Origin of the sequence: Exiguobacterium sp. FSL W8-0210 (assembly GCF_038006045.1) — a bacterium.
GTDB lineage: Bacteria > Bacillota > Bacilli > Exiguobacteriales > Exiguobacteriaceae > Exiguobacterium_A.
The window spans coordinates 1,870,512-1,896,368 of the sequence record NZ_JBBOUK010000001.1 but is presented as its reverse complement, the minus strand read 5'-3'; the positions used below and the strand labels follow the sequence as shown (position 1 = coordinate 1,896,368).

At 48.7% G+C, this 25,857-nt stretch carries 22 protein-coding genes; all 22 read left to right on the top strand.

The window, feature by feature from the left end; translation table 11 throughout:
* Positions 1-4 precede the first annotated feature (4 nt).
* The 22 genes from pyrH to MKY22_RS09920 all read left to right on the top strand — a co-directional run bounded on the left by pyrH (position 5) and on the right by MKY22_RS09920 (position 25,766).
* The gene (gene pyrH / locus MKY22_RS10025; RefSeq protein WP_341088631.1) at positions 5-724 is read left to right on the top strand and encodes a UMP kinase; all 720 of its coding nucleotides are present in this window, start codon (positions 5-7) and stop codon (positions 722-724) included.
* A gap of 1 nt (position 725) precedes the next feature.
* Positions 726-1,283 (top strand): ribosome recycling factor, encoded by a 558-nt coding sequence (gene frr / locus MKY22_RS10020; protein WP_023468691.1) that lies wholly within the window; start codon positions 726-728, stop codon positions 1,281-1,283.
* A 79-nt stretch (positions 1,284-1,362) separates the two neighbouring features.
* Complete coding sequence (locus MKY22_RS10015) at positions 1,363-2,103, top strand: isoprenyl transferase (RefSeq protein ID WP_029342046.1); 741 nt, start codon at positions 1,363-1,365, stop codon at positions 2,101-2,103.
* A gap of 19 nt (positions 2,104-2,122) precedes the next feature.
* Positions 2,123-2,923, top strand: a complete 801-nt coding sequence (locus tag MKY22_RS10010; protein WP_149427585.1) for a phosphatidate cytidylyltransferase — start codon at positions 2,123-2,125, stop codon at positions 2,921-2,923.
* A gap of 14 nt (positions 2,924-2,937) precedes the next feature.
* Positions 2,938-4,092 (top strand): 1-deoxy-D-xylulose-5-phosphate reductoisomerase, encoded by a 1,155-nt coding sequence (locus MKY22_RS10005; protein WP_050677463.1) that lies wholly within the window; start codon positions 2,938-2,940, stop codon positions 4,090-4,092.
* A 14-nt stretch (positions 4,093-4,106) separates the two neighbouring features.
* Positions 4,107-5,348 (top strand): RIP metalloprotease RseP, encoded by a 1,242-nt coding sequence (rseP, locus tag MKY22_RS10000; protein ID WP_341088626.1) that lies wholly within the window; start codon positions 4,107-4,109, stop codon positions 5,346-5,348.
* A gap of 34 nt (positions 5,349-5,382) precedes the next feature.
* A complete protein-coding gene (locus MKY22_RS09995; protein WP_050677461.1) occupies positions 5,383-7,083 on the top strand; it encodes a proline--tRNA ligase in 1,701 nt (566 codons plus the stop codon).
* A 147-nt stretch (positions 7,084-7,230) separates the two neighbouring features.
* A complete protein-coding gene (locus MKY22_RS09990) occupies positions 7,231-11,502 on the top strand; it encodes a PolC-type DNA polymerase III (protein WP_290777382.1) in 4,272 nt (1,423 codons plus the stop codon).
* A 129-nt stretch (positions 11,503-11,631) separates the two neighbouring features.
* On the top strand, positions 11,632-12,099 hold the full coding sequence (gene rimP / locus MKY22_RS09985) for a ribosome maturation factor RimP (RefSeq protein WP_023468684.1): 468 nt from the start codon (positions 11,632-11,634) through the stop codon (positions 12,097-12,099).
* A 17-nt stretch (positions 12,100-12,116) separates the two neighbouring features.
* The gene (gene nusA / locus MKY22_RS09980) at positions 12,117-13,226 is read left to right on the top strand and encodes a transcription termination factor NusA (RefSeq protein WP_023468683.1); all 1,110 of its coding nucleotides are present in this window, start codon (positions 12,117-12,119) and stop codon (positions 13,224-13,226) included.
* Between the two features lie 3 nt (positions 13,227-13,229).
* Positions 13,230-13,499, top strand: coding sequence for an RNase P modulator RnpM (gene rnpM / locus MKY22_RS09975; RefSeq protein ID WP_023468682.1), 270 nt, complete (start codon positions 13,230-13,232; stop codon positions 13,497-13,499).
* Complete coding sequence (locus tag MKY22_RS09970) at positions 13,492-13,794, top strand: YlxQ family RNA-binding protein (protein ID WP_023468681.1); 303 nt, start codon at positions 13,492-13,494, stop codon at positions 13,792-13,794. Before rnpM ends, MKY22_RS09970 begins: the two co-directional genes overlap by 8 nt.
* A gap of 15 nt (positions 13,795-13,809) precedes the next feature.
* Entirely contained in the window at positions 13,810-15,981 is a 2,172-nt protein-coding gene (infB, locus tag MKY22_RS09965) for a translation initiation factor IF-2 (RefSeq protein WP_290777330.1), read from the top strand.
* A gap of 39 nt (positions 15,982-16,020) precedes the next feature.
* Entirely contained in the window at positions 16,021-16,362 is a 342-nt protein-coding gene (rbfA, locus tag MKY22_RS09960) for a 30S ribosome-binding factor RbfA (protein ID WP_023468679.1), read from the top strand.
* Between the two features lie 50 nt (positions 16,363-16,412).
* The gene (truB, locus tag MKY22_RS09955; RefSeq protein WP_341088624.1) at positions 16,413-17,321 is read left to right on the top strand and encodes a tRNA pseudouridine(55) synthase TruB; all 909 of its coding nucleotides are present in this window, start codon (positions 16,413-16,415) and stop codon (positions 17,319-17,321) included.
* 16 nt (positions 17,322-17,337) lie between these two features.
* Positions 17,338-18,267 (top strand): bifunctional riboflavin kinase/FAD synthetase, encoded by a 930-nt coding sequence (locus MKY22_RS09950; RefSeq protein WP_341088622.1) that lies wholly within the window; start codon positions 17,338-17,340, stop codon positions 18,265-18,267.
* Between the two features lie 123 nt (positions 18,268-18,390).
* On the top strand, positions 18,391-18,660 hold the full coding sequence (gene rpsO / locus MKY22_RS09945) for a 30S ribosomal protein S15 (protein ID WP_023468676.1): 270 nt from the start codon (positions 18,391-18,393) through the stop codon (positions 18,658-18,660).
* A 138-nt stretch (positions 18,661-18,798) separates the two neighbouring features.
* The gene (pnp, locus tag MKY22_RS09940; RefSeq protein ID WP_064299662.1) at positions 18,799-21,018 is read left to right on the top strand and encodes a polyribonucleotide nucleotidyltransferase; all 2,220 of its coding nucleotides are present in this window, start codon (positions 18,799-18,801) and stop codon (positions 21,016-21,018) included.
* 74 nt (positions 21,019-21,092) lie between these two features.
* The gene (locus MKY22_RS09935) at positions 21,093-22,325 is read left to right on the top strand and encodes a M16 family metallopeptidase (RefSeq protein ID WP_290777326.1); all 1,233 of its coding nucleotides are present in this window, start codon (positions 21,093-21,095) and stop codon (positions 22,323-22,325) included.
* 59 nt (positions 22,326-22,384) lie between these two features.
* A complete protein-coding gene (locus tag MKY22_RS09930) occupies positions 22,385-23,848 on the top strand; it encodes a UDP-N-acetylmuramoyl-L-alanyl-D-glutamate--2,6-diaminopimelate ligase (protein ID WP_064299664.1) in 1,464 nt (487 codons plus the stop codon).
* Complete coding sequence (locus tag MKY22_RS09925; protein ID WP_029342035.1) at positions 23,845-25,104, top strand: lipid II:glycine glycyltransferase FemX; 1,260 nt, start codon at positions 23,845-23,847, stop codon at positions 25,102-25,104. The genes MKY22_RS09930 and MKY22_RS09925 overlap by 4 nt, the downstream gene beginning before the upstream one ends.
* Positions 25,104-25,766: a M15 family metallopeptidase gene (locus MKY22_RS09920; RefSeq protein ID WP_251133294.1), complete on the top strand. Its 663-nt coding sequence runs from the start codon at positions 25,104-25,106 to the stop codon at positions 25,764-25,766. The genes MKY22_RS09925 and MKY22_RS09920 overlap by 1 nt, the downstream gene beginning before the upstream one ends.
* Positions 25,767-25,857 lie beyond the last annotated feature (91 nt).

The window sequence follows — 25,857 nt, the reverse complement described above, 5'->3', positions numbered from 1 at the left end:
AGTCATGCAACCGAAATATAACCGGATTGTGTTAAAATTGAGCGGAGAAGCGCTCGCAGGAGATCAAGGGTTTGGGATCAATCCTGTCATCGTCAAATCTATCTCGGAACAGATTCGCGAATTAGTTGAATTGAACGTTGAAGTAGCGGTCGTCGTCGGAGCTGGAAACATTTGGCGTGGCAAAACAGGTGCAGAACTTGGGATGGACCGAGCCAACGCCGATTATATGGGGATGTTAGCGACAGTCATGAACTCGCTTGCGCTTCAAGACAGCTTAGAAGATGTAGGTGTTGAAACACGTGTTCAAACATCAATCGAGATGCGCCAAGTAGCAGAACCGTACATTCGCCGTCGTGCGATGCGTCACCTTGAAAAAGGACGCGTCGTCATCTTTGCAGCAGGTACAGGGAATCCGTACTTCTCGACAGATACGACAGCTGCTCTTCGTGCAGCTGAAATTGAAGCAGAGGCCATCTTGATGGCGAAAAACAACGTTGATGGTGTCTACTCAGCTGACCCGAATGTTGATCCAGAAGCGAAGAAGTTCGAAACGCTCTCTTACTTGGATGTCTTAAAGGATGGACTTCAAGTCATGGATTCTACAGCAACATCACTTTGTATGGACAATGACATCCCGCTCATCGTCTTCTCGTTGATGGAAGAAGGTAACATCAAACGTGTCGTCATCGGTGACGAAATCGGGACAATCGTAAGGGGGAAATAATATGTCAAAAGAAATCTTAAAACAAGCCGAAGAACGGATGGAAAAAGCACATCTTTCACTTAAGAAAGAACTTGCGACACTCCGCGCCGGTCGTGCGAACGTTGCGATTTTAGATCCTGTTCAAGTCGAATACTACGGTTCACCGACACCGCTCAATCAAGTAGCGAACGTCAACACACCAGAAGCACGTCTGATCTTGATCACTCCATGGGATAAATCAATGGTCAGCGAGATTGAAAAAGCGATTCAACGTGCTGATCTTGGTCTTGCGCCATCATCTGATGGTACAGTCATCCGTCTTGCGATTCCACCACTAACGGAAGAGCGCCGGAAGGAACTCGTCAAACTCGTCAAGAAGTATACGGAAGAAGGTAAGGTTGCCCTCCGTAACATTCGTCGTGATACGAACGAGCAGTTAAAGAAACAAGAAAAAGATGGTGCATTGACAGAAGATGATTTGCGTGGCTACACAGAAGATGTTCAGACGTTGACAGACAAGTTCGTTAAACAACTTGATCAGACAGCAACGGAAAAAGAACAAGAAATCATGGAAGTATGACGCGACGGATCGTCATGGGGGGGACTCTTTGTCACACGAAGAGTCCCTTTCTTCATAATTGAGAGAGGAGGAAGTGCGGATGTTTCAATGGTTGAATCAGACGAAAGAAACCGAAACCTATGACCGGGTGCCTGAGCACGTCGCTATCATCATGGATGGAAACGGTAGATGGGCACAAAAGCGCGGACTTCCGCGTATCATGGGACATCGCGAAGGCATGAAATCGATTCGTGAGGTCGTTCGGGTTGCAAATGAACTCGGCGTTAAGAGTCTGACATTATACGCCTTCTCGACGGAGAATTGGACGCGTCCGGAAGAAGAAGTGAGTTTTCTCATGAAACTGCCGGCACAATTTCTAGAGTCGGATTTAAAAGAGTTAGACGCGCAAAATGTCAAAGTCGAGGTAGCAGGAGAAGTGTCACGCCTCCCCCATTTCACACGTGAGGCAGTGGAACAAGCGAAACTGGATACGCAACACAATACAGGACTTCGTCTGATTTTCGCTCTGAATTATGGAGGACGCGATGAGCTCGTGCAAGTCATGCAAAAACTGGGCGCACAGGTTCAGGCAGGAACATTGTCACCGGACGCGATTACACCGGAGACGATCGAGCGCGAGCTAATGACAGGATCCGTAACCGATGTCGATTTCGTGATTCGAACGAGTGGCGAACAACGGTTATCGAACTTCTTACTTTGGCAAGCGGCGTACGCAGAGTTTTATTTTACAGATGTCTTGTGGCCAGAGTTCCGTCGGGATGCTTTCTTGGCAGCAATTGAAGATTACAATCAACGGACACGCCGATTTGGCGGCGTCTGATTAAATGAGGAACTAGCTTATGAAAACTCGGATTATCACAGGGATATGGGCAGGCGCCATCTTTTTGGCGCTTTTGTACATCGGTGGACTTCCCTTTTTAGCGTTTATGGCAATACTAACGATTCTCGGTTTTACCGAGCTCGTCCGGATGCGACAATGGAGCGGTTCGCGCATTCCACGGATTTTATTCGGGATCGGCACATTATTACCATTCGTCGGTATCTATGAAGAGGCAGTCGATCGGACACTCCCAATCGGACTTTCACCAATCGCTTGGGCAATGATCATTTTATTGATCGGTCTCTTTTGGAATGTGTTTTCGAAAAATGTCTTTACGTTCGATGATGTCGCCTTTTTACTGCTGACTGCGGTTTATGTCGGTGTCGGTTTTGCATCGTTCGCCTACATCCGCTTACTCGAACATGGATTAACGTGGTCGCTCTTGATCATTCTCTTGATCTGGTTTACGGATTCAGGGGCCTACTTCGTCGGGAAACGATTTGGTAAGAATAAACTGTGGCCGTCAATCAGCCCGAACAAAACGATTGAAGGGGCAGTCGGTGGCGTACTACTTGCCATCTTACTCGGTGTCGTGTTTGAAAGTATCGAACCGACAGTCGGTTTTGGGAAAGTCATTGTCCTTGCCATCATCGTTGCCGTCGTTGGGCAACTTGGTGACTTGGTCCAGTCCGCTTACAAACGCCATTATGGTGTGAAGGATTCTGGAACGTTACTACCGGGCCATGGTGGTATTCTAGATCGGTTCGACAGCATGATGATCGTCTTTACGGTCCTCGTCGTACTCGATATCTTTGCTTGAGGAGGCGCTTCATTATGAAGAAAATCAGTATCATCGGTGGAACGGGATCGATTGGTACGCAGACACTTGATGTCATTGCGGCTAATCCAGACCTTTTTGAATTGACGAGTTTTGCATTTGGCCGCAACACGACGGTTGCCGTACCGTGGTTGAATCGTTTGCAACCGATGCTTGTCGGAGTTCAAGATGAGACAACACGTCAAGAACTCGAGCAGCAGTTGAGTTATCAGCCGACGATCGTCATCGGTGAAGAAGGATTGCTTGATGTCGTGACGCATCCTGAAGTCGATACAGTCATTACAGCGGTCGTAGGAGCTGTCGGCTTACGTCCGACGCTTGCCGCAATCGAGGCGGGTAAGACGATTGGTCTTGCGAACAAAGAAACACTCGTCACGGCAGGGCACCTTGTCATGAAGCTCGCGCGCGAAAAAAACGTGACGATTTTACCAGTCGATAGTGAGCATGCGGCGATTTTCCAATGCTTGAACGGTGAGCGGCGAGAAGATGTCCGTCAAATCATCTTGACGGCGTCAGGTGGGAGCTTCCGTGATCAATCACGTGAAGAGCTGGCAGACGTGACGGTCGAACAAGCACTAGCGCATCCGAACTGGTCGATGGGAGCAAAAATCACGATTGATTCCGCGACGATGATGAACAAAGGGTTCGAAGTCATTGAAGCGCACTGGTTATTTGATGTCGACTATGCGGATATCGATGTCGTCATTCACCGTGAATCCATCATCCACTCGATGGTCGAATTCAACGATGGAGCTGTCATGGCTCAGCTTGGTATGCCCGACATGCGAGAACCGATTCAGTACGCTCTTACATATCCGTCCCGCCTTGAAATCCAAGGGGGAGAACGGTTAAACTTAAAGGAAATCGGACGCTTACACTTTGCTGATGCATCATTTGAGCGTTATCCGTTGTTACGACTTGCTTTTGAAGCGGGTCAAGCCGGCGGATCGATGCCATCAGTACTCAATGCTGCGAACGAACAAGCGGTGGACCGTTTCTTAAAAGGGGACATTCGCTTTTTAGAAATCGAAGCGAGCGTCGAGGCGGCGCTTCAAGCTCATGAGCTTATCGAGGAGCCTTCTTTGGATCAAATCCTTGAAGCTGATCGATGGGCGCGTGAGTTCGTATCGTCTCTTACATTCGCTAACTAAGGATGGGATAAGTAATGACGACCTTTATTTCAATCGTGCTGATGTTCGGTGTACTCGTCGCCGTCCATGAATGGGGTCATCTCGTAATGGCGAAGCGGGCAGGTATTCTCTGTCGGGAATTCGCGATTGGATTTGGACCGAAGATCTTTTCAGTGTTTAAGAATGAGACGTTGTATACGGTACGCCTGTTGCCGATTGGTGGTTACGTCAAGATGGCGGGTGAAGAACCTGAACTCGTAGAAATCAAATCAGGTCAAACCGTTGGATTACAGTTAAAGGACGGCGTCATCGAGACGATTTATTTCGATGCGGATCAGCCACAAGTCGATCAAGTCGTTACTGTCGAGCGGATTGACTTGTTGCGTCAACTCGAACTCGTTGGGTTACAAGACGAGACATCGGTTCGCTATCCTGTCTCACCGACAGCATTTCTTGTCGAAGGTCAGACACGGACCCAAATTGCGCCATATGACCGCACATTTGGTTCGAAATCCGTATGGAAACGCGTCCTTGCGATTGCTGCAGGACCGTTCATGAACTTTGTCCTTGCGTTCGTCATTTTATTCGGTCTTGCCTTATATAATGGTTCTCCGACAGGGGAAAGCGTCATCGGAACAGTACAAAAAGGTTCACCTGCCGATCAAGCAGGACTCGTTGAAGGTGACCGGATTATCTCGGTCAACGGACAGGATACAGCAAAATGGAAAGATTTACGTGCTGGATTCCAAGATCGTGCTGGGAAAGCGACAGAAGTAAAATATGAGCGTGATGGAAAAGAGACGACAACTGAGATCACGCCAAAAGTGCAACAGCAAGGGGAACAGAAGGTTGGCATCATCGGTGTCACGAATGAGACAGAAAAATCATTCGGAACAGCACTACAAACGGGCGTTTCAGAAACATGGCGGATGTCGACGCTTATCGTCGGAGCTGTTGGAGATCTCGTAACGGGTGTCGTTGGCGTCGATCAATTATCAGGACCAGTCGGGATCGTTAAAATGACCGATCAGGTCGCAGATAGTGGGTTCTCGATGCTATTGACATGGACAGCATTGTTGTCCGTCAACTTAGCAGTCTTCAACTTATTGCCACTTCCAGCACTTGACGGAGGACGCTTGTTGTTCCTCTTCCTTGAAGCCTTACGCGGTAAACCAGTTGATCCTCAAAAAGAAGGATTGGTTCACTTCGTCGGTTTTGCGCTTTTGATGCTACTCATGCTCGTCGTCACTTGGAACGACATTCAAAAATTCTTTTAATTAATCACTCAGTCAAAGGAGTTCGTGACTCATTATGAAACAATCAAAACTATTCATGCCAACGTTGCGTGAAGTACCATCTGATGCAGAAGCCATCAGTCACCAACTCTTGCTTCGTGCAGGATTCATGCGTCAAAATGCCGCTGGGATCTATTCGTATCTCCCACTCGCAAAACGAGTACTCGCAAACATCGAGACGATCATCCGCGAGGAATTAGAAGCGGCGGGTGCGCAAGAATTACTGATGCCAGCGATTCAACCAGCTGAACTATGGGAAGAAACAGGACGCTGGGATATCTATGGACCTGAATTAATGCGCTTGACGGATCGTCATGATCGCCGGTTCGCGCTCGGAGCGACGCACGAGGAACTGATCACTTCAATCGTTCGTGATGAATTGAACTCGTACAAAAAGTTACCGGTCAATCTCTTCCAGATTCAAATGAAGTACCGTGACGAACGTCGTCCACGTTTCGGTTTATTACGTGGTCGTGAGTTCATCATGAAGGACGCTTATTCGTTCCATTCTTCACAAGAGAGCTTAGACGAAGAGTATCAAAACATGTTTGATACGTATTCGCGCATCTTCACACGTGTTGGTCTTGAGTTCCGTCCAGTCGTCGCTGACTCAGGTGCGATTGGTGGTAGTGGAACACATGAGTTCCATGCGTTAGCAGCAATCGGTGAAGATACGATCGTCTACTCAGACCAATCGGATTATGCAGCGAACTTAGAGATGGCAGAGTCCATCGATGCCTATCCGAAGCAAGACAAAGCACCAGAAGCACTTGAAGAAGTGCATACGGCAGATGCGAAGACGATCGAAGCGGTCAGCGCACATTTGAATTTACCAGCAAACGAATCAATCAAGACCGTCATCTTCAAGACGGAGCAAGGGCTTGTCATGGCACTCGTCCGGGGCGATCACGAAGTCAACGATATCAAGTTGAAAAACTATCTGGGAGCACTCGACATCACGATGGCGAGCGACGAAGAGATTGAAGCAGCGCTTCACTCAACGCCTGGAACACTCGGACCGATCGGAGCAGACATGAAGATCGTCGCCGATTACGCGATTCGTGCCTTGACGAACGCTGTCTGTGGTGCAAACAAAGCGGAAACGCATTATATCCATGTCGACCCAAGTCGTGATTTCGAAGCAGAATATACAGACTTGCGCTTCGTCGAAGAAGGTGACGCGTCACCAGACGGCAACGGAAACGTTAAATTCGCACGTGGCATCGAAGTCGGTCAAGTCTTCAAACTCGGAACACGTTACTCTGAAGGAATGGGAGCGACGTTCCTCGATGAAGGCGGTAAAGCACAACCACTCATCATGGGATGTTACGGCATCGGTGTCTCGCGGACATTGTCGGCAGTCGTCGAACAGCATTATGATGAGCGTGGGATCATTTGGCCAAAAGCGATCGCACCATACGATGTCCATTTGATCGTCGTCAATGGTAAAAATGCGGAACAGCTTGAACTCGGAGAAACACTATACCGTGAGTTGACAGCTGCAGGTTTTAGCGTCCTACTTGACGACCGGAAAGAACGAGCAGGCGTCAAATTCGCCGATGCGGATTTGATCGGTCTACCGGTTCGCTTGAACGTCGGCAAAAAAGCGGCAGAAGGAATCGTCGAATTAAAAGCCCGTCGTGGTGGCGATGCAGAAGAAATTGGACAAGAACAAGTCGTTGAGGCTGTTCGTTCACTCTATGAAGGTTTAGAATAAAGAATGGAGACGGTCACTTTTCATAAAGTGACTGTTTTCTTGTCTCACACCCATTCGCCCCTTGGGCAATCCGCAAGAGGAGGAGGAGTTGCTGTCACGGTGTGAAGCGATCAGACAGCACAATTGCGAGTGGATACACAACAACGCATGTCACTGTTGCTTAGTGACTTGGAATTACCGAATGGTATCATTGAAGAATACTTTAATGAAGCAGTTCTTGAGAAGCTTCGCGTCAATAAAGCAAAAGCAACCTGGACATTTGAGATCCGCTTGCCACAGGTTTTGCCACAAAACGTCTATCAACTCTTTACGAGTCGCTTGATAAGTCGGTATCAGCAATTCGCCGAAGTCAAGGTCATCCTATACGCGGATGGTCGACCAGACGAACGCCTGTATCATGATTACTGGCCATACGTCGTGCAGGATCTCGCAGATGTCTCATCGGCGATGCGGACACAACTTGGACGGGTCTTACCGGAGTTCAAAGAACAGAAATTATTCATTCCGGTCCGGAGTGAACCGGAAGCAGGATTCTTAAAAAGTAGCTTATGTGGTGAGTTGCAGTTACTTTACAGTGCTTACGGATTTCCGAAATTCAACTGTGAACCGATTGTTCAAATCAACGAATCGAAACAAGAAGCGTTGCGCAATCAGGTGAAACAGGAAGACATGGAAGAAGCAAAACGGATGCTCGAGTTGCAATTCAAACGGGAACAGTCGCGGGATGACGATGAAGGACCGGTTGAGATCCGGATCGGGAAACCGATTCAAGATGAGATCGTCCCAATCAAGACGATCCAAGACGAGGAACGACGGATCGCGATCCGTGGTCTCGTTTTCTCAGCTGAAAGTCGTGAATTACGAAGCGGAAAGACAATCTTTACGTTTAAGATGACGGATTATACGGACTCCCTTGTCGTCAAGATGTTTGCGCGTGACGAGACAGACGTCAAGATTCTCTCTGCGATCAAAAAAGGGATGTGGATCCAGGCGGCAGGCCGCGTTGAGTTCGATACATTCCTGCGCGATCTTTGTATGATGATTGCCCAACTGTCAGAAGTGAAGATGGAAGCCCCTGCTGACCCTTGGGCAGGCGAGAAGCGTGTCGAGTTACACGCGCACTCGCAAATGAGCCAGATGGACGCCGTCATGAACGTGACGAAATACGTCGAACGCGCGGCGAAATGGGGTCATCCTGCTGTTGCGATCACGGATCACGCGGGTGCCCAAAGTTTCCCGGATGCCTACTATGCCGGAAAGAAAAACGATATCAAGGTATTGTATGGAATCGAAGCGAATGTCGTCGATGACGGGGTGCAAGTCGCCTATCATCCCGTGGACCGTAACTTAGATGACGCGACATTCGTTGTCTTTGACGTCGAGACGACGGGTTTATCGGCGATGTACAACAAGATCATCGAACTTGCAGCCGTCAAGATCCACGACGGTGATATCATCGATAAGTTCGAAGCGTTCGCGGATCCGAAGCATCTATTGTCGGCGACGACGATTGATTTGACAGGAATCACCGATGATATGGTCCGCGGAAAACCAGACCCGGAACAAGTCGTCAAGGAATTCATGGATTGGGTCGGCGATTCGATTCTCGTTGCCCATAATGCCTCATTCGATATCGGATTCTTGAATGCAACACTACGATCCGGTGGACACGATGAATCGATCTTGCCAGTCATTGATACGCTTGAGCTAGCCCGTGTTTTGATGCCGACGCTAAAAAACCACCGATTGAACACACTCGCGAAACGATTTGACATCGAATTGACGCAGCATCACCGCGCCATTTATGACGCGGAAGCGACAGGCTACTTGATGGTCAAGTTGCTGCAAATGGCGGATGAGATGTTCGACATGAAGACACACGCCTCACTCAACAGGGAGATGGGGAAAGATATCTCGCGGGCACGACCATACCACGCGACGGTCTATGCGAAGAACCGGACGGGCTTGAAGAATTTGTACCAATTGATTTCGATTGCTCATACAAAACACGTGCACCGTGTCGTCCGCACACCGCGCTCGCAACTCGTCGCGCACCGGGATGGATTGATCATTGGATCAGCTTGCGATAATGGCGAAGTGTTTGATGCCGCCTTGAACAAGTCGGACGAAGATTTAGCGAAAGTGATGCAGTTCTATGATTTCATCGAGATTCAGCCACCCGCGATGTATGGACATTTGATCGAACGGGAAATCGTTCAGAATGAACTCGAACTGCGCGAACTGATTAAAAAGATCATCCGCGTCGCGGAAGAACATGATATCTTACCAGTCGCGACAGGGAATGTGCATTACCTCGATCAACATGATGCCACGTACCGGGAGATTTTGATCCGGACGCAAGGTGGAGCGAACATGCTGAACATGCGAAAACAATTGCCGCCGGCGCACTTCCGGACGACGAAGGAAATGATGGACGACTTCAAGTTCCTCGGACCGGATGTGTCTGAACGTCTCGTCATCACGAACAGTCAAGCCGTCGCGGAACAGTTCGAGAACATCGACATCATTCCAAAAGATCTCTATACACCGAAGATCGAAGGGGCAGATGAAGAAGTCCGAAACTTGTCGTACGATATGGCGCACCGGATTTACGGCGACACGTTACCAGAGATCGTCGAAGCCCGACTCGAAAAAGAGTTGAAGTCGATCATCGGTCACGGATTCGCCGTCATCTATCTGATTTCCCATAAACTCGTAAAAAAATCACTCGACGACGGCTATTTGGTCGGTTCACGGGGATCGGTCGGATCAAGTCTCGTTGCGACGATGACCGAGATTACGGAAGTCAATCCATTACCACCGCATTATGTCTGTCCAAATTGTAAGGAATCGGAGTTCTTCGATGATGGTTCCGTTGGTTCGGGATTCGACTTACCGGATAAATCCTGTTCGAAATGTGATATCCCGTTGTTTAAGGATGGTCATGACATTCCGTTCGAGACGTTCCTTGGATTTAAAGGGGATAAAGTACCGGATATCGATTTGAACTTCAGTGGAGAATACCAGCCGCAAGCCCATGCCTATACGAAAGTCTTGTTCGGTGACGATTACGTCTATCGTGCCGGAACGATCGGAACGATCGCCGAGAAGACGGCGTATGGCTATGTCAAAGGGTATCAGTCGGAGAATGAGCTGACGTATCGGAATGCGGAAGTCGATCGTCTCGTCAGTGGTGTCACCGGTGTCAAACGGACGACCGGACAACACCCAGGTGGGATCATCGTCGTACCGGACTATATGGATATTTATGATATTAGTCCGATTCAGTATCCGGCAGACGATATGGGTTCTGAATGGAAGACGACACACTTCGACTTCCACTCGATTCACGATAACTTACTCAAACTCGATATCCTCGGTCACGATGACCCGACGATGATCCGGATGCTACAGGATTTATCAGGACGAGATCCAAAGACGATTCCGGTCGATGACCCGGAAGTCATGAAAATCTTCAGTTCGACGGAATCGATCGGTGTGACGCCGGAACAGATTGATTCGAAAACAGGAACGCTCGGTATTCCGGAGTTTGGAACGAAGTTCGTCCGCCAAATGTTAGAAGAGACGAAACCGACGACGTTCTCGGAACTCGTCCAGATTTCAGGACTCTCGCACGGAACGGATGTCTGGCTCGGAAACGCCAGCGAATTGATTTACAACGGAACATGTGAACTAAAAGACGTCATCGGTTGTCGAGATGACATCATGGTCTACTTGATCTACGCCGGTCTTGAACCGTCGCTTGCCTTTAAAATCATGGAGTCGGTCCGAAAAGGGAAAGGACTCTCGATTGACATGGAAGAGGCGATGATCGAGAACGATGTACCGCTTTGGTATATCGATTCCTGCAAGAAAATCAAGTACATGTTCCCAAAAGCTCACGCTGCCGCCTACGTCTTGATGGCCGTCCGGATTGCTTACTATAAGGTCCACCATCCGATGTATTACTACGCTTCGTACTTTACGGTTCGTGCGGGTGACTTTGATATCGGTGCGATGAATAAAGGCTCTGCTGCCGTTCGGAAAGTCTTGCAAGACATCAAGGACAAAGGTTTCGAAGCGACGGCGAAGGATAAGGGATTGTACACGGTTCTTGAAATCGCGCTTGAGATGATCGAACGCGGCTTTACGTTCCAAAAAGTCGATCTCTATCGCTCAAGTGCAACGGAATTCCTCATTGATGGGGATACGTTGTTACCACCGTTTAATGCCGTGACAGGTCTCGGGACGAATGCTGCGAAGCAAATCGTCGAAGCACGTAAAGGCGGCGAATTCCTCTCGAAGGAAGACCTCCAAAAACGCGCTAAATTGTCGAAATCGATCATCGAGACGCTCGATAACCTAGGCTGTCTCGAAGGGTTACCAGACGAGAATCAGCTCTCCTTGTTCGACTTGTAAGCCCTTAGGAACACTTGCTTTGAGCGCTTTCCTATGCTATATTGAGTGAGGAAATGTTTTTTATACTACGACTTGGAAGGAGTAGGGGGACCTGCTCCTTTCTTGTTTGTTTTTTGAAGGAGGATGAAGATGACGAACGTAACGGAAAAGGTCGAAGCGCTCGCAAAACCAATCGTCGAACGAGAGGGGATGGAGCTAGTCGACGTTGAATTCGTCAAAGAAGGGGCGGATTGGTTCCTACGTGTCTCCATCGACAAAGAGGGTGGCGTAGATCTTGAAGACTGCGTCAAAATCAATGAACAGTTATCGGAAGCATTGAATGACAATGATCCGATCGACGAGCCGTATTACCTCGACGTCGCTAGTCCAGGAGCGGAACGTCCACTGAAGAAAGACGAGGACTTCGAAAAGGCGATTGGGAAACATGTGTACATCAAAACGCACGATCCAGTAAAGAATGCGGTTGAATTCGAAGGAACGTTGCTCGCGTACACACCTGAGATGCTTGAAATCGAAGTGCGTGTCAAAACAAGAAAATTGAAAATTGAGATACCGGTCGACAAGATTTCACTTGCGCGACTTGCGGTAATGTTCTGACGGAAAGGAAGAGAACGATGGGACCACAGTTACTCGAGGCGATCAATCAAATCGCGAAAGAGAAGGAAATTGACAAGAACATCATCATCGATGCGCTCGAACAGGCATTGATTTCAGCGTACCGACGCAACTTCGGAAAAGAATCGGAGGCTGTAAAGGTCGAATTCGACCAGCAGACAGGAGACATCCGTGTCTTCGCGCTTAAGGAAGTCGTCGAACGATTGACACAACCAGAAGAGCAACTTTCGCTTGAAGAAGCGCACGAGATCGATCCGACATATGAACTCGGCGATTTCCATAAAGTCGAAGTGACGCCAGGCGACTTCGGTCGTGTTGCAGCACAAACGGCGAAACAAATCGTCACACAAAAAATGCGTGAAGCAGAACGTGAACGTATCTACAATCACTTCGCGGATCGTGAAGACGAGATCATGACGGGTATCGTCGAACGTCAAGATGCACGGAACTTGTACGTCAACTTAGAAGGTATCGAAGCCGTCTTGACGACACACGAGCAAATGCCGAACGAGCGTTTCGGGATTCGTGATCGCATCAAGGTGTACGTCACGAAGGTTGATCCAATGGTCAAAGGATCAGGGGCATCGATTCTCGTATCACGGACACATCCAGGTCTCTTAAAACGTCTCTTTGAAATCGAAGTACCAGAGATTTCAAGTGGCGAAGTCGAAGTCAAGTCTGTTGCGCGTGAAGCGGGCGACCGTTCGAAAATCGCAGTCGCAGCGGATGACATCGATCCAGTCGGTGCATGTGTCGGACAAAAAGGGGCGCGTGTTCAACGCATCGTCAATGATTTAAACGGGGAAAAAATCGATATCGTCCGTTACTCGGATGATCCGAAAGAATATGTCGCGAACGCACTCAGCCCAGCTCAAGTCGTTGCGGTCTATGTCAACGAACCAGCGAAAGCGACAATCGTCGTCGTTCCGGATTTCCAATTGTCGCTTGCAATCGGGAAACGTGGTCAAAACGCGCGTCTCGCAGCGAAATTGACAGGATGGAAAATCGACATCAAGAGCGAGTCTGAAGCGGAAGCGATGGATCTCGAAGATGTCTTCGCGACGGAAGAGCCGGCAGTAGAAGCGGTCCAAGTCGAAGGCGAGGAATAATTCGTGCAAAAAAAGGTACCATTACGTAAGTGTGTCATCACACAAGAAATGAAACCGAAAAAAGAATTAATTCGTGTCGTCCGGACACCTGAACAAGAGGTCGTCATCGATTTAAATGGTAAGATGAATGGGCGAGGTGCCTATTTATCGAAAGATGCGGCAGTCATTGCGACGGCGAAGAAAAAACGGACGCTTGATCATCATTTGAAGGTCAAGACGACAGATGCCTTATACGATGAATTGCTTGAAATCGCGGGAGGTACAAATGAGTAAATGGGAATCCCTTCTCGGTCTCGCGAATCGAGCTAGAAAAGTGACGACGGGAGAAGAACTCGTACTGAAAGAAGTACGAGGAGGACAAGCGAAGCTTGTTCTTTTAGCAGCAGATGCGGGGGCTGCCACGCGTAAGAAAGTCACAGATAAATGTACGAGTTATCAGGTTCCTTACCTAGAAGTCGCCGACCGGACGATTCTCGGTCAAGCATTAGGAAAGGATGCGCGTGTTGTCGTGTCAGTCAATGAAGCCGGATTTGCGAAAAAGCTAACTGAACTCCTCTCGAACGACTAATTGGAGGTGGATCCTTTGGGTAAACGTGTATACGAATTCGCCAAGGAACAAAATGTAACAAGTAAGCAGGTCATCACCCAGCTCGAAAAGCTGGAGAAACCAGTCAAGAATCATATGGCAGTATTAGATGAACAGACAGTACAGCAACTCGATCAAGTATTTAATCCCGAGAAATATCGGGCTCAAAAGACGGAGGCTCCAAAACAAGTGAAATCAGATAATAAACCGAACCGACCAGGAAGTACAAACAAACCAGCAGGTAATCAATCACGTAACAGCAAAGGCGGACGCCCAGAATTCGGCAACCGTAACAACCGTGGCGGCAAACGTCGTCCGAACCAAAAGAAAGCAGAACCACGCAAACTTGAAGTAGCGGATCCGAACTCGAAGTCGAGTCAACGTAAAGCTGCTCGCCGTGCACAAGAAGAAGCGATGGCAAACGTCGTTCAATACTCTGACAACTTGACAGTCGGTGAACTCGCTGAAAAAATGGCGAAAAAACCGAATGAACTGATCATGAAATTGATGGGTCTCGGTGTCATGGCGAACATCAACCAAGATCTTGATGACGAGACAGTGGAACTTCTCGCGACAGAGTTCGGCTTTGAAGTCGAGAAGACAGTCCAAGTCGATGAGACGGACTTTGATCAGTACGAATTGAATCTCGACCAGTACGAATTGTCTGAGCGTCCACCGGTCGTTACGATCATGGGACACGTCGACCACGGTAAAACGACATTGCTTGATTCGATCCGTAACACGAAGGTCACTGCAGGCGAAGCCGGCGGGATTACGCAGCACATCGGTGCTTACCAAGTTGAGATCGACGGCAAGAAGATCACGTTCCTTGATACACCAGGTCACGCGGCGTTCACGACGATGCGTGCACGTGGAGCAGATGTCACGGATATCGCAATCATCGTCGTTGCAGCGGATGACGGTGTCATGCCGCAGACGGAAGAAGCGATCAGCCACGCGAAAGCAGCTGGCGTTCCAATCATCGTCGCGGTCAACAAGATGGATAAAGAAGGCGCAAACCCTGACCGTGTCAAACAAGAATTGACAGAGTTCGAACTCGTTGCAGAGGACTGGGGCGGCGATACGATCTTCGTACCCGTTTCAGCACTTAAAGGTGACGGCATCGATGAATTGCTCGAAATGATCCTTCTCGTCTCAGAAGTACAAGAATACAAATCAACACCAGACATGAACGGTCGCGGAACAGTCATCGAGGCGAAACTCGATAAAGGACGCGGTCCAGTCGCTACACTTCTCGTTCAACACGGAACACTTCGCGTTGGTGACCCGATCGTTGTCGGTCACACGTTCGGTCGTATCCGGGCAATGGTCAACGATATCGGTCGTCGTGTCAAAGAAGTCGGACCATCGACGCCAATCGAAATCACAGGTCTAAACGATGTTCCGAAAGCGGGCGATCAATTCTTCGCATTCGAAGATGAGAAAAAAGCACGCCAAATCGGTGAAGCACGTTACCAACGTGAAATCGAAGCACAACGTCGCGATTCAGCGAAAGTTAGCTTAGAAGATCTCTTTGACCGCATTAAAGAAGGCGAAGTCAAGGACCTCAACATCATCATCAAAGGTGATGTCCAAGGTTCAGTTGAAGCCTTAGCCGGTTCATTGAAGAAAATTGATGTCGAAGGTGTTAAAATTAACATCGTACACTCAGGTGTTGGTGCAATCACGGAAGGTGATGTCATCCTCGCCTCAGCAGCAAATGCGATCATCATCGGATTCAACGTTCGTCCGGATGGTAACGCGAAATCAATGGCAGATCAGGAGAAAGTCGAAATTCGTCTTCACCGGATCATCTACAATGCGATTGAAGAAATCGAGCAAGCGATGAAAGGTCTCCTTGATCCTGAGTTCGTCGAGAAAATCATCGGTCAAGCTGAAGTCCGCGATGTCATCAAAGTATCGAAAGTCGGTACGATTGCAGGTGGATATGTCACGGAAGGTAAGTTGACGCGTGATGCAGGTGTCCGTGTCGTTCGTGATAGTATCGTCATCTACGAAGGAAAACTCGATACACTTCGCCGCTTTAAAGATGATGTCAAAGAAGTCGCTGCTGGTTACGAGTGTGGAATTAAGATCGAACGTTATGATGACATAAAAGTTGATGATGTCATCGAAGCGTTCATCATGGAAGAAGTCAAACGGAAGTAACAGAACGGAATCCATTCTTCCGAACTGGAGGGAACAAACATGAGTTTACGCTCGAATCGTGTCGCCGAACAGGTGCGTAAGGAAATTACGCAACTGCTCATCAAGGATGTCAAGGATCCACGCGTCAAGCCGATTACCGTCACAGGTGTCGAAGTGACAGGAGACTTGCAACAAGCGACGATCTTCTATTCAGTCCTCGGTGACGAAAAAGCACGTGAGGATGCGCGCATCGGTCTTGAAAAATCGAAAGGCTTCATGCGTAAGGAAATCGGATCGCGGATTCGTCTACGGAAAACACCTGAACTATTGTTCGAGGTCGATTCTTCTGTCGAATACGGATCACGCATTGATGAGTTGCTTCGGAATTTGAACAAAGATTAACACCTAAGGCAACCACGCGTGTGGTTGCCTTTTTTCAAGGAGGACATCACGTGGAACCCATCGGAGTATTACCACTAGATAAACCAGCCGGCATGACGAGTCATGATTGTGTCTTTCGTCTACGTCGTTTGTTTCAGACGAAAAAGGTTGGACACACAGGAACGCTTGACCCGGAAGTAACAGGTGTCTTACCGATTTGTCTCGGTCGAGCGACGAAGCTTGCCCGCTTCATCACGGATGAAGGAAAACGTTACGCGGCGGAAGTGACGATCGGCTTCGCAACGACGACAGAAGATGCACACGGAGAGACGGTTCGTGAAACACCGGTCGAACCCGAAAGTATTACTGAAGAGACGATTGCTGATATCCTGAGCGCATTGACAGGGGAGATCGAGCAGACACCACCGTATTATTCAGCAGTCAAAGTGAACGGGAAGAAGTTATACGAATATGCACGAAAAGGGATTGAAGTCGAGCGACCGACCCGGATCGTTCGCATCGATCGATTAGAACGGACATCGGACCTTGTGTTCGAAGATGGTCTCTGCCGATTCCGCCTCGATATCGCGTGTGGGAAAGGGACGTATATCCGGACACTAGCAGTCGAGATCGGAGAACGACTTGGTTATGCGGCACACATGAGCGACTTACGCCGGACAGGATCTGGTGCGATTGCTGAGACGGATACCGTCACACTCGAAACACTCGAATCGTATGAGACGGTCGAAGAACGGATGCAGCACGTCCTACCGATCGAACACGTCATCCAAAAATGGCCACGATTGACGGTTGATGCAGCAACAGCGCAGCGTGTCTTGAACGGAGCAAAGCTGACAAGCATTCCAGTCGAATTCGAGCTGTTTACTGTCTATAATGAAGAGGACGTACCTTTAGCGCTATATCGACGTCTTCCAGAAGAACAGGTAGCACGCGTCGAGGTCATGCTACAAATCGATTAAGATCGGAGAGAGCATCATGGACATCATACATTTGACATATCCGGAACAGCCTCAAAAAGCCCCTGCTGTCATCGCACTTGGCTTTTTTGACGGTGTACATCTCGGACATCAGCAAGTCATCGCAGCAGCACGGAAAGAAGCGGAGGCTCGTCGCCTGCCTTTGGCTGTCATGACCTTTGATCCCCATCCGAAACAAGTACTTAGTAAAGGGGATGAACCGGTCCGCTACATCACGCCGCTTGAACGTAAATTAGAGAAAATCGAACGCCTTGGTGTCGATCGTGTTTATGTAATTGAGTTCACGATTCCTTTCTCGGAATTGTCACCGCAAGCTTTCGTCGATGAATATCTGATTGCGTCCGGTGCAGAGCATGTCGTCGCTGGATTTGATTATTCCTACGGTCGCTTTGGAGCTGGCAAAATGACGACGCTTGATTTTCATAGTCGGGGCACGTTCACACACACCGTTGTAGCAGAGTTCCAAGAAGAAGCAGAAAAAATCAGCTCAACCCGGATTCGTCGTTTACTTGCTGCAGGAGAAGTCGAACCGGCTGCACGTTTGCTTGGAGAACCCTACCAAATCAAAGGTACAATCATTCACGGTGACGCACGTGGTCGACAAATTGGCTTCCCGACAGCCAACATGCGTCCGGAATTTTCTTACGTCATTCCGAAACTCGGTGTATATGCGACTTTCGTTCGCTTAGCGGACGGTCGTCGATTCAAAGCGATGACGAACGTCGGCAGACGCCCGACGTTTTATGAGACGGGAGACGTCAGTATTGAGACACATCTTCTTGACTTTGATGAGGATCTTTATGGTCAAGAATTGACGCTTGAATGGATCGCTTACTTACGCGATGAAAAAGCCTTCAATGGTATCGATCAATTGAAAGAACAATTGGCGCGGGACCGTGAAGAGGCAAATGCACGATTAAGCGTTTGACAGTACGGACAGGGTTCGTTATGATAGGTCAGTACGATCACGTACAGCCGATTCGCTTGGCATCTGGTCTCACCATCCGATGCTCGGGAATACGGTCATTCATAAGATGGAGGTGGAGTGACAATGGCACTCACAAAAGAACGTAAAAACGAAATCATCGAAGCATATGCTACGAAACAAGGCGATACTGGTTCGCCGGAAGTACAAGTTGCTGTTTTAACTGAACAGATCACAACTTTGAACGATCACTTACGTACACACAAAAAGGATCACCACTCACGTCGTGGTCTCTTGAAAATGGTCGGTCGTCGCCGTAACTTGCTCACATACCTTCGTAACAAGGATGTTGCACGTTACCGTTCGTTGATCGAGCGTCTTGGTCTCCGTCGCTAATCCCGACGAGAACGAGGTAGGGAAGCAGGAGCATCGTCTCCTGTTTCTTTTTTTTGCCGATTCATGGACTTTTTGCGCAAGAACCTACATAATTAGATTTGAATGAAAAAACGGATAGCAGTGAGAGGAGATTTGTGCATGTCACAAACAAAACAGACGTTTTCGACCGAACTCGGTGGACGTCCATTAACGATTGAAATCGGTCAATTAGCAAAACAAGCGAACGGAGCAGCATTGATTCGCTACGGCGATACAGCCGTTCTTGCTACGGTCGTTGCATCAAAACAACCGAAGGACTTAGATTTCTTCCCATTAACAGTGAACTATGAAGAAAAATTATATGCGGCAGGGAAAATCCCAGGTGGATTCCTGAAACGTGAAGGACGCCCTGGAGAGAGTGCGATCTTGACTTCGCGTCTGATCGACCGTCCAATCCGTCCATTATTCCCGGACGGTTTCCGTCACGACGTACAAGTGGCGACGACAGTCCTTTCGTCAGATGCTGACAATTCACCAGAAGTCGCTGCGATGATCGGGGCTTCGATTGCCCTTTCGATCTCGGATATTCCATTCGATGGTCCAATCGCAGGCGTGACGATCGGTCGCGTCGACGGAGAGTTCGTCGTGAACCCGACTTCAGCGCAAATGGAAGTTAGCGATATCGACCTCCAAGTTGCCGGAACAAAACATGCCGTCAACATGGTCGAAGCAGGTGCGAAGGAAGTATCGGAACAAGCAATGCTTGAAGCGATCTTGCTTGGACACGATGTCATCAAGGAAATGATCGCTTTCCAAGAGGAGATCGTCGCACAAGTCGGTAAAGAGAAGTTCGAATATACGGTATCAAGCTTCGATGAGACAATCGTCAATCGCCTGAAAGCAGAAGCATTGGCAGAAGTCACACAAGCAGTTCAAGTCGAAGAAAAACAAGCACGTGACGTTGCCATCAACGAAGTCATCGCAAAATACATTGAGTTGTATGCAGCTGACGAGTCAGTCACAGCAGAACAACTAGCAGAAGTATCAGGCGTTCTCAACAAGTTCGTCAAAGACGAAGTCCGCCGTCTGATCACAGAAGATAAAGTCCGTCCGGATGGTCGTGGTCTTGCTGAGATCCGTCCACTCGATTCAGAAGTCGGTCTCTTACCACGTGCACATGGTTCAGGTCTGTTCACACGCGGTCAGACACAAGTCTTGTCTGTTGCGACACTCGGTGTTGCGGGTGACGCTCAAATCATCGATGGACTTGGTCTGAAGGAAGAGAAACGTTTCATGCACCACTATAACTTCCCGCCATTCTCAGTCGGGGAAGCACGTCCGATGCGTGCACCAGGTCGTCGTGAAATTGGTCACGGGGCACTCGGAGAACGCGCACTCTTACCAGTTCTTCCGAATGAAGTTGATTTCCCATACACGATTCGTCTAGTGTCAGAAGTTCTTGAGTCGAACGGTTCTTCATCACAGGCTTCAATCTGTGGTTCTATCCTTGCCATGATGGATGCGGGTGTTCCATTAAAAGCACCTGTCGCTGGTATCGCGATGGGCTTGATCATGGAAGGCGACAATTACTCGATCTTGACAGATATCCAAGGGATGGAAGATCATCTCGGAGATATGGACTTTAAAGTCGCTGGAACTCACGAAGGTGTCACAGCTCTGCAAATGGATATGAAAATTGGCGGAATCACGCGTCAAATCCTCGAAGAAGCACTCGAACAAGCACGTCTTGGTCGTCTGCACATTCTTGAGCATATGCAAACTGTCATCGCTGAACCACGTGTCGAATTGTCACAATACGCGCCAAAAATCGTCACACTCAAAATTAATCCAGATAAAATCCGTGATGTCATCGGACCTGGTGGTAAAGTCATCAACGGTATCATCGATGAGACAGGCGTCAAGATCGACATTGATCAAGACGGAACCGTCTTTATCGCTTCGACGGATCAAGCTGGCATCGATCGTGCCCGTCAATTGGTCGAAGATATCGTCCGTGAAGTCGTTGTCGGTGAAGAGTTCGATGGAACAGTCCGTCGCGTTGAGAAATTCGGTGCATTCGTCGAGTTATTCAAAGGAAAAGACGCACTCGTCCACATTTCGGAACTTGCACTTAACCGTGTCGGTCAAACAGAAGATGTCGTCAAACTTGGTGATAAGCTAAAAGTCCGTGTCACGGAAATCGATGACAAGGGACGCGTCAATGCTTCGCACAAAGTCCTGCTCGTCGAAGGCTTAAGCGAAGAAGATCGTGCAGCGTATGAAGAAAAGAAAAAGACAGAGCGTGAGAACCGCCCGCCACGCCGGGATCAGGGTTCACGCCCACCACGTGACGGACAACGTCCACCACGTCGTAACTAATGAATCCAAGGTGGCTCGACGGTGCAGAGAATGCAACGAGAGCCACCTTGTTTCCTATATTTGGAGGAATTACTATGATCGAACGGATACAACTAGAAAATGGAGTTCGACTGATCGTTGAACGGATGCCGGAAGCACGCAGCGTCGCGACCGGAATCTTCATTCAAGCAGGAAGTCGGACGGAACAGATCGAGGAGCATGGTATCAGTCATCTCATCGAGCATATGATGTTTAAAGGGACAAAACGCCATACGGCAAAAGAGATTGCGGTTTACTTTGACCGACTTGGTGGAAATATTAATGCGTTCACGAGTAAGGATCAAACGTGTTATTACGTCAAGACATTAGATGAACATGCAGGAGAAGCCTTTCACGTGTTGGCGGATATGTTCCTCGAATCGACGTTTGACGCGGATGAACTGGAAAAAGAGAAAAAGGTCGTCATTGAAGAGATTAAAATGTACGATGACACACCAGATGATCTCGTCCATGAGTTATTAGCTGTTGCGGCTTACGGAGAGGATGTCATGGCTCGTCCGATTCTTGGAACGGAAGAGAGTGTGCTTCGGATTGATCGTGCGATGATCGTGCGGTATCTCGAAGAAGCGTATGCTCCGGATCAAATCGTCATTTCTGTTGCCGGAAACGTCTCAGACGCGTTGATTGCGCAGATTCAAGAGCGGATGTCGATCCTCGAATCACGATCGAAGACACGCGAGACGATAGAGCCAAGGTTACAAAATGGTGTGATTCGCAAGGAAAAGGATACGGAACAGGCTCATATTTGTTATAATTTCCGTGCGATTCCTTCTGCTGACCCACGTTTGCCTGCCCTCGCCTTACTCAATAATGCATTCGGTGCGACGATGTCGAGTCGCTTGTTCCAATCCATCCGAGAGGAACGCGGTCTTGCCTATTCAGTCTTTTCCTATTACACGACGTTTGACGATCATGGAACGTTCACGATCTATGTCGGCACGTCTCCGGAATCGGTCGAAGAGGTCGAACAGGTCCTCGCTGCTGAAATCGATCGCTTGAAGCGGGATGGATTATCGACGAAGGAACTCGAAGATGGGATTGAACAGCTGAAAGGTTCTCTGATTCTAGGCAACGAAGGCACATCGAGTCACATGAATCGAAACGCCCGAAATGAGTTGCATCTACATCGCCATCCATCACTTGAAGAAGTGTTAGCGGATGTCGAACGGATTCGTCCATCGGATATCGAAGGGCTGATTGAGCACATCTTTTCGGAGGAACCGGCAAAGGCCTATATTCTTCCGGCAGACGAAGAAGAGGAAGCATGATAGCAGAACGGAATAGATGAAACATATGAAATGACGATGTCGAGAAAGAAGGAATACCGTTGAATTTAGCTGAATTGATTCAAGTCATACAGACGCAAAAAATCGAACGAATGGTAGAAGTGGACGTTACGTCCATTACGACCGATTCACGGGATGTTAAACCGGGAACATTGTTCGTCGCCATCAAAGGATATACTGTTGATGGACACGACTATGCTAAACAGGCGGAAGCACAAGGAGCGGTCGCGATCGTTGCGGAACAACCGGTCGACGTGTCGATTCCTGTCATTCTTGTTCGTAGTACATCACGTGCCATTGCCGAGTTGGCTGGCAAATTCTATGATTATCCTTCTGAAAAGATGCGGATGATTGGTATTACGGGAACGAATGGGAAAACGACGACGACGACGATCGTCCGTGATATATTAGCGCACCTTGGTCGGAAGACGGGCATCATCGGTACGGTTGAAGTCAAGATTGGTGACCGCGTCGTGCCAAGTCGCAATACGACACCACAAAGCTCCGAGTTACAAGCCTTTCTGTATCAGATGCACGAAGAAGATGTCCAAGATGTCATCATGGAAGTCTCTTCACATGGATTAGAGCTTGGTCGGGTAACGGGTGTCGATTACGATGTTGCGGGATTCACGAATCTGACGCATGATCACCTTGATTTTCACAAAACATTTGAAAACTATGCGCGTGCCAAAGGATTGTTATTTGCACAACTCGGTCAACGGCTGTCGACAGAGAAAGTCGCGGTCTTGAATGCGGATGATCCGACGAGTGAGCTGTATGAGATGATGACAGGTGCTCGTGTCATGACATACGGCATCGACAACGCAGCTGACCTCCGAGCAACAGCGATTGAACAGTCGCTTCAACAAACGACGTTCACGATGCTGTACAAGGAAGAACAAGTCGATGTCACGGCGAACTTCATCGGTCGCTTTAACGTCTATAATCTGTTGCTTGCGACAGGGATCCTCTTGTCTTGCGGATACGATCTAGCGACGATCGCAGGCGCGATTTCAGCAATCCGTCCGGCAAAAGGTCGGATGCAACGCTTGCCGATTGAAGGATATAACGTCTATGTCGACTATGCGCATACGCCTGACGGCATCGAACAATGTCTGAAAGCACTCGTTGACGTACCGAAGGAAAAGATCGTCTTCCTGATCGGGACAGGTGGAAACCGCGACGTGACGAAACGACCGAAGATGGGCGAACTCGCTTCGACTTACGCAGGAACCGTCGTCATCACAACGGATGATCCACGATATGAAGCATATGAGTCGATTACATCCGGCATCGCCAAAGGGATGACCCACGATCAGTTCGTTGAAATCGGTGATCGGGAAGAGGCCGTGCGTTACGCAGCGCGACTCGCACGACCAGACAATATCGTCATCTTAGCCGGTAAGGGCCATGAAAAATATCAAATCATTGGGGATGAGAAAATCCCTCTCGATGAGGAAGTCATCGTCAAAGAGATGATACGGCAAATGGAGGAACAGAAGTGACTTATCAACCAATCGTTGTAACCATAGATCAATTTGAAACATTCGTAAAAACACATCCCAAAGGTGACTTACTCCAGCTTCCAGCATGGGGAGAAGTCAAAAGCGCGACAGGATGGACACATGAACGGATCGCGGTCGGAACGGCTTCCGGTGAGATTGCCGGAGTTGGTCTTCTTTTGTTCAAGAAAGTACCGAAGCTACCGTTCACGCTTTGTTATGCACCGCGCGGTTTCGTCGTCGATTATACAGATACGGACGCACTTCGCGCCCTTCGTGACGAAGCGATTCGTGTCGCAAAACAACAGAAGGCAATTGCGATTAAATTTGATCCAAACGTCGAGCGGGAAGAATATCCTGGTCTGTTGCAGGAGATGCAAGGACTTGGCTTCAAACATAATGGCTTCGGTGGCGGTTTTGACTACGCGCAGCCACGCTTTACGATGGAGACGAGTCTTGTAGGGACAGAAAAAGAGATCTTCGACGGTTTCCATTCGAAGTTCCGCTACAACGTCCGCCTTGCTGAACGCAAAGGGATCGTATGCGAACAAGCAGATCGTGAAGGGCTAAAGACATTCGCGAAGCTGATGGTCGAGACGGGCGAACGGGATGGTTTTTCAATCCGCGGTCTGGATTATTTCGAAAATCTGTACGATCATCTTCACCCAAAAGGTGATGCAGTCTTGTTTTTGACGAAACTCGATGTCGTTCGTGCGCTTGAGAATACAGAAGCCTTATTACTTCAAGCTGACAAGGAACTCTCGAAAATTCATCGTCAGCTCGAGAAAGAGACGGCCGAGAAGAAGCTAAAAAGCTTAAACAATCGCTTGGAGCAGACGACAGCACAAATCGAAAAAGCAGAGAAGTCGAAGACAGAACTGATGACGATTGCTGCTAAACATCCAAACGGTGTCATCCTATCTGGTGGTCTTTTGACGCTTGCTGGTCGTCGCTCGTATTACTTATACGGCGCTTCATCGAACGAGTACCGGGAGTTCATGCCGAACCACTTGATGCAATGGACGATGATGCAATATGCGAAAGAACATGGTGCGCTCTCCTATGACTTCGGTGGAGTCAGTGGTTCGACAGACCCGGATGATCATTACGCGGGACTCTACGCCTTTAAATCTGGTTGGGGCAGCCGGATGATTGAAAAAATCGGTGAGTTCGATTATGTACTCAATCGTCCGCTCTATCTGTTGCTTGAGACTGGGTTACCGATTCTACAAAAACTTCGGAAGAAGCTTCGCCGCTGATGAAACGGGGAACAATCTTCGGTTGGATCGTATTTTTATTGACGATGTTTGCGATTGGATTGTTTCTTGCGGCATCCATGAATCGGATGCCGACGATTTTAATGGATCAACCGGAGCTCGGGATTGATAGTTGTCCACGAGATGTAGCGGGGGAAGATCGCTTAATCAATGCAAGCGAGACGAACCTGAAGCGTCTCCACCCTGCTGTCGAGGCAGGGGCAAAGGATCTGATCCGTGTTGCGCATTCGTGCTACAATATCGATATCAAGATTACGCAAGGATACCGCTCGATTCAGCAACAGAATGCGCTTTATGAACAAGGACGTTCTAAGGCAGGTGAAGTCGTCACGAATGCACGTGGCGGTGAATCGATGCATAATTATGGACTCGCTGTCGATTTCGTTCAGCTCGTGAATGGCCAGATTTCGTATGACCTTGAGTATGACGGGAATCGGTCTGGGAAAAGTGATTGGCGCGAAGTCGCGGATATCGGAAAAGCGCTCGGTTTCGAATGGGGAGGCGATTGGAAACGATTCGTCGACTATCCTCATTTTGAGATGACGTTCGGGTATTCGCTCGACGAACTGAAGGCTGGTGAACGTCCAAGCCGTTCGGAAAAAGCGAAACGAACGGAAGAAGTCGAAGATTTGTTGAATACGTGATCAACGTCATTCCTGGAGTAATGAGGCAGGAATGACGTTTTTTTTAGATTTCCTAGTCCGATTGTTGGCAGATTGTGAAAATTCGGCTAGA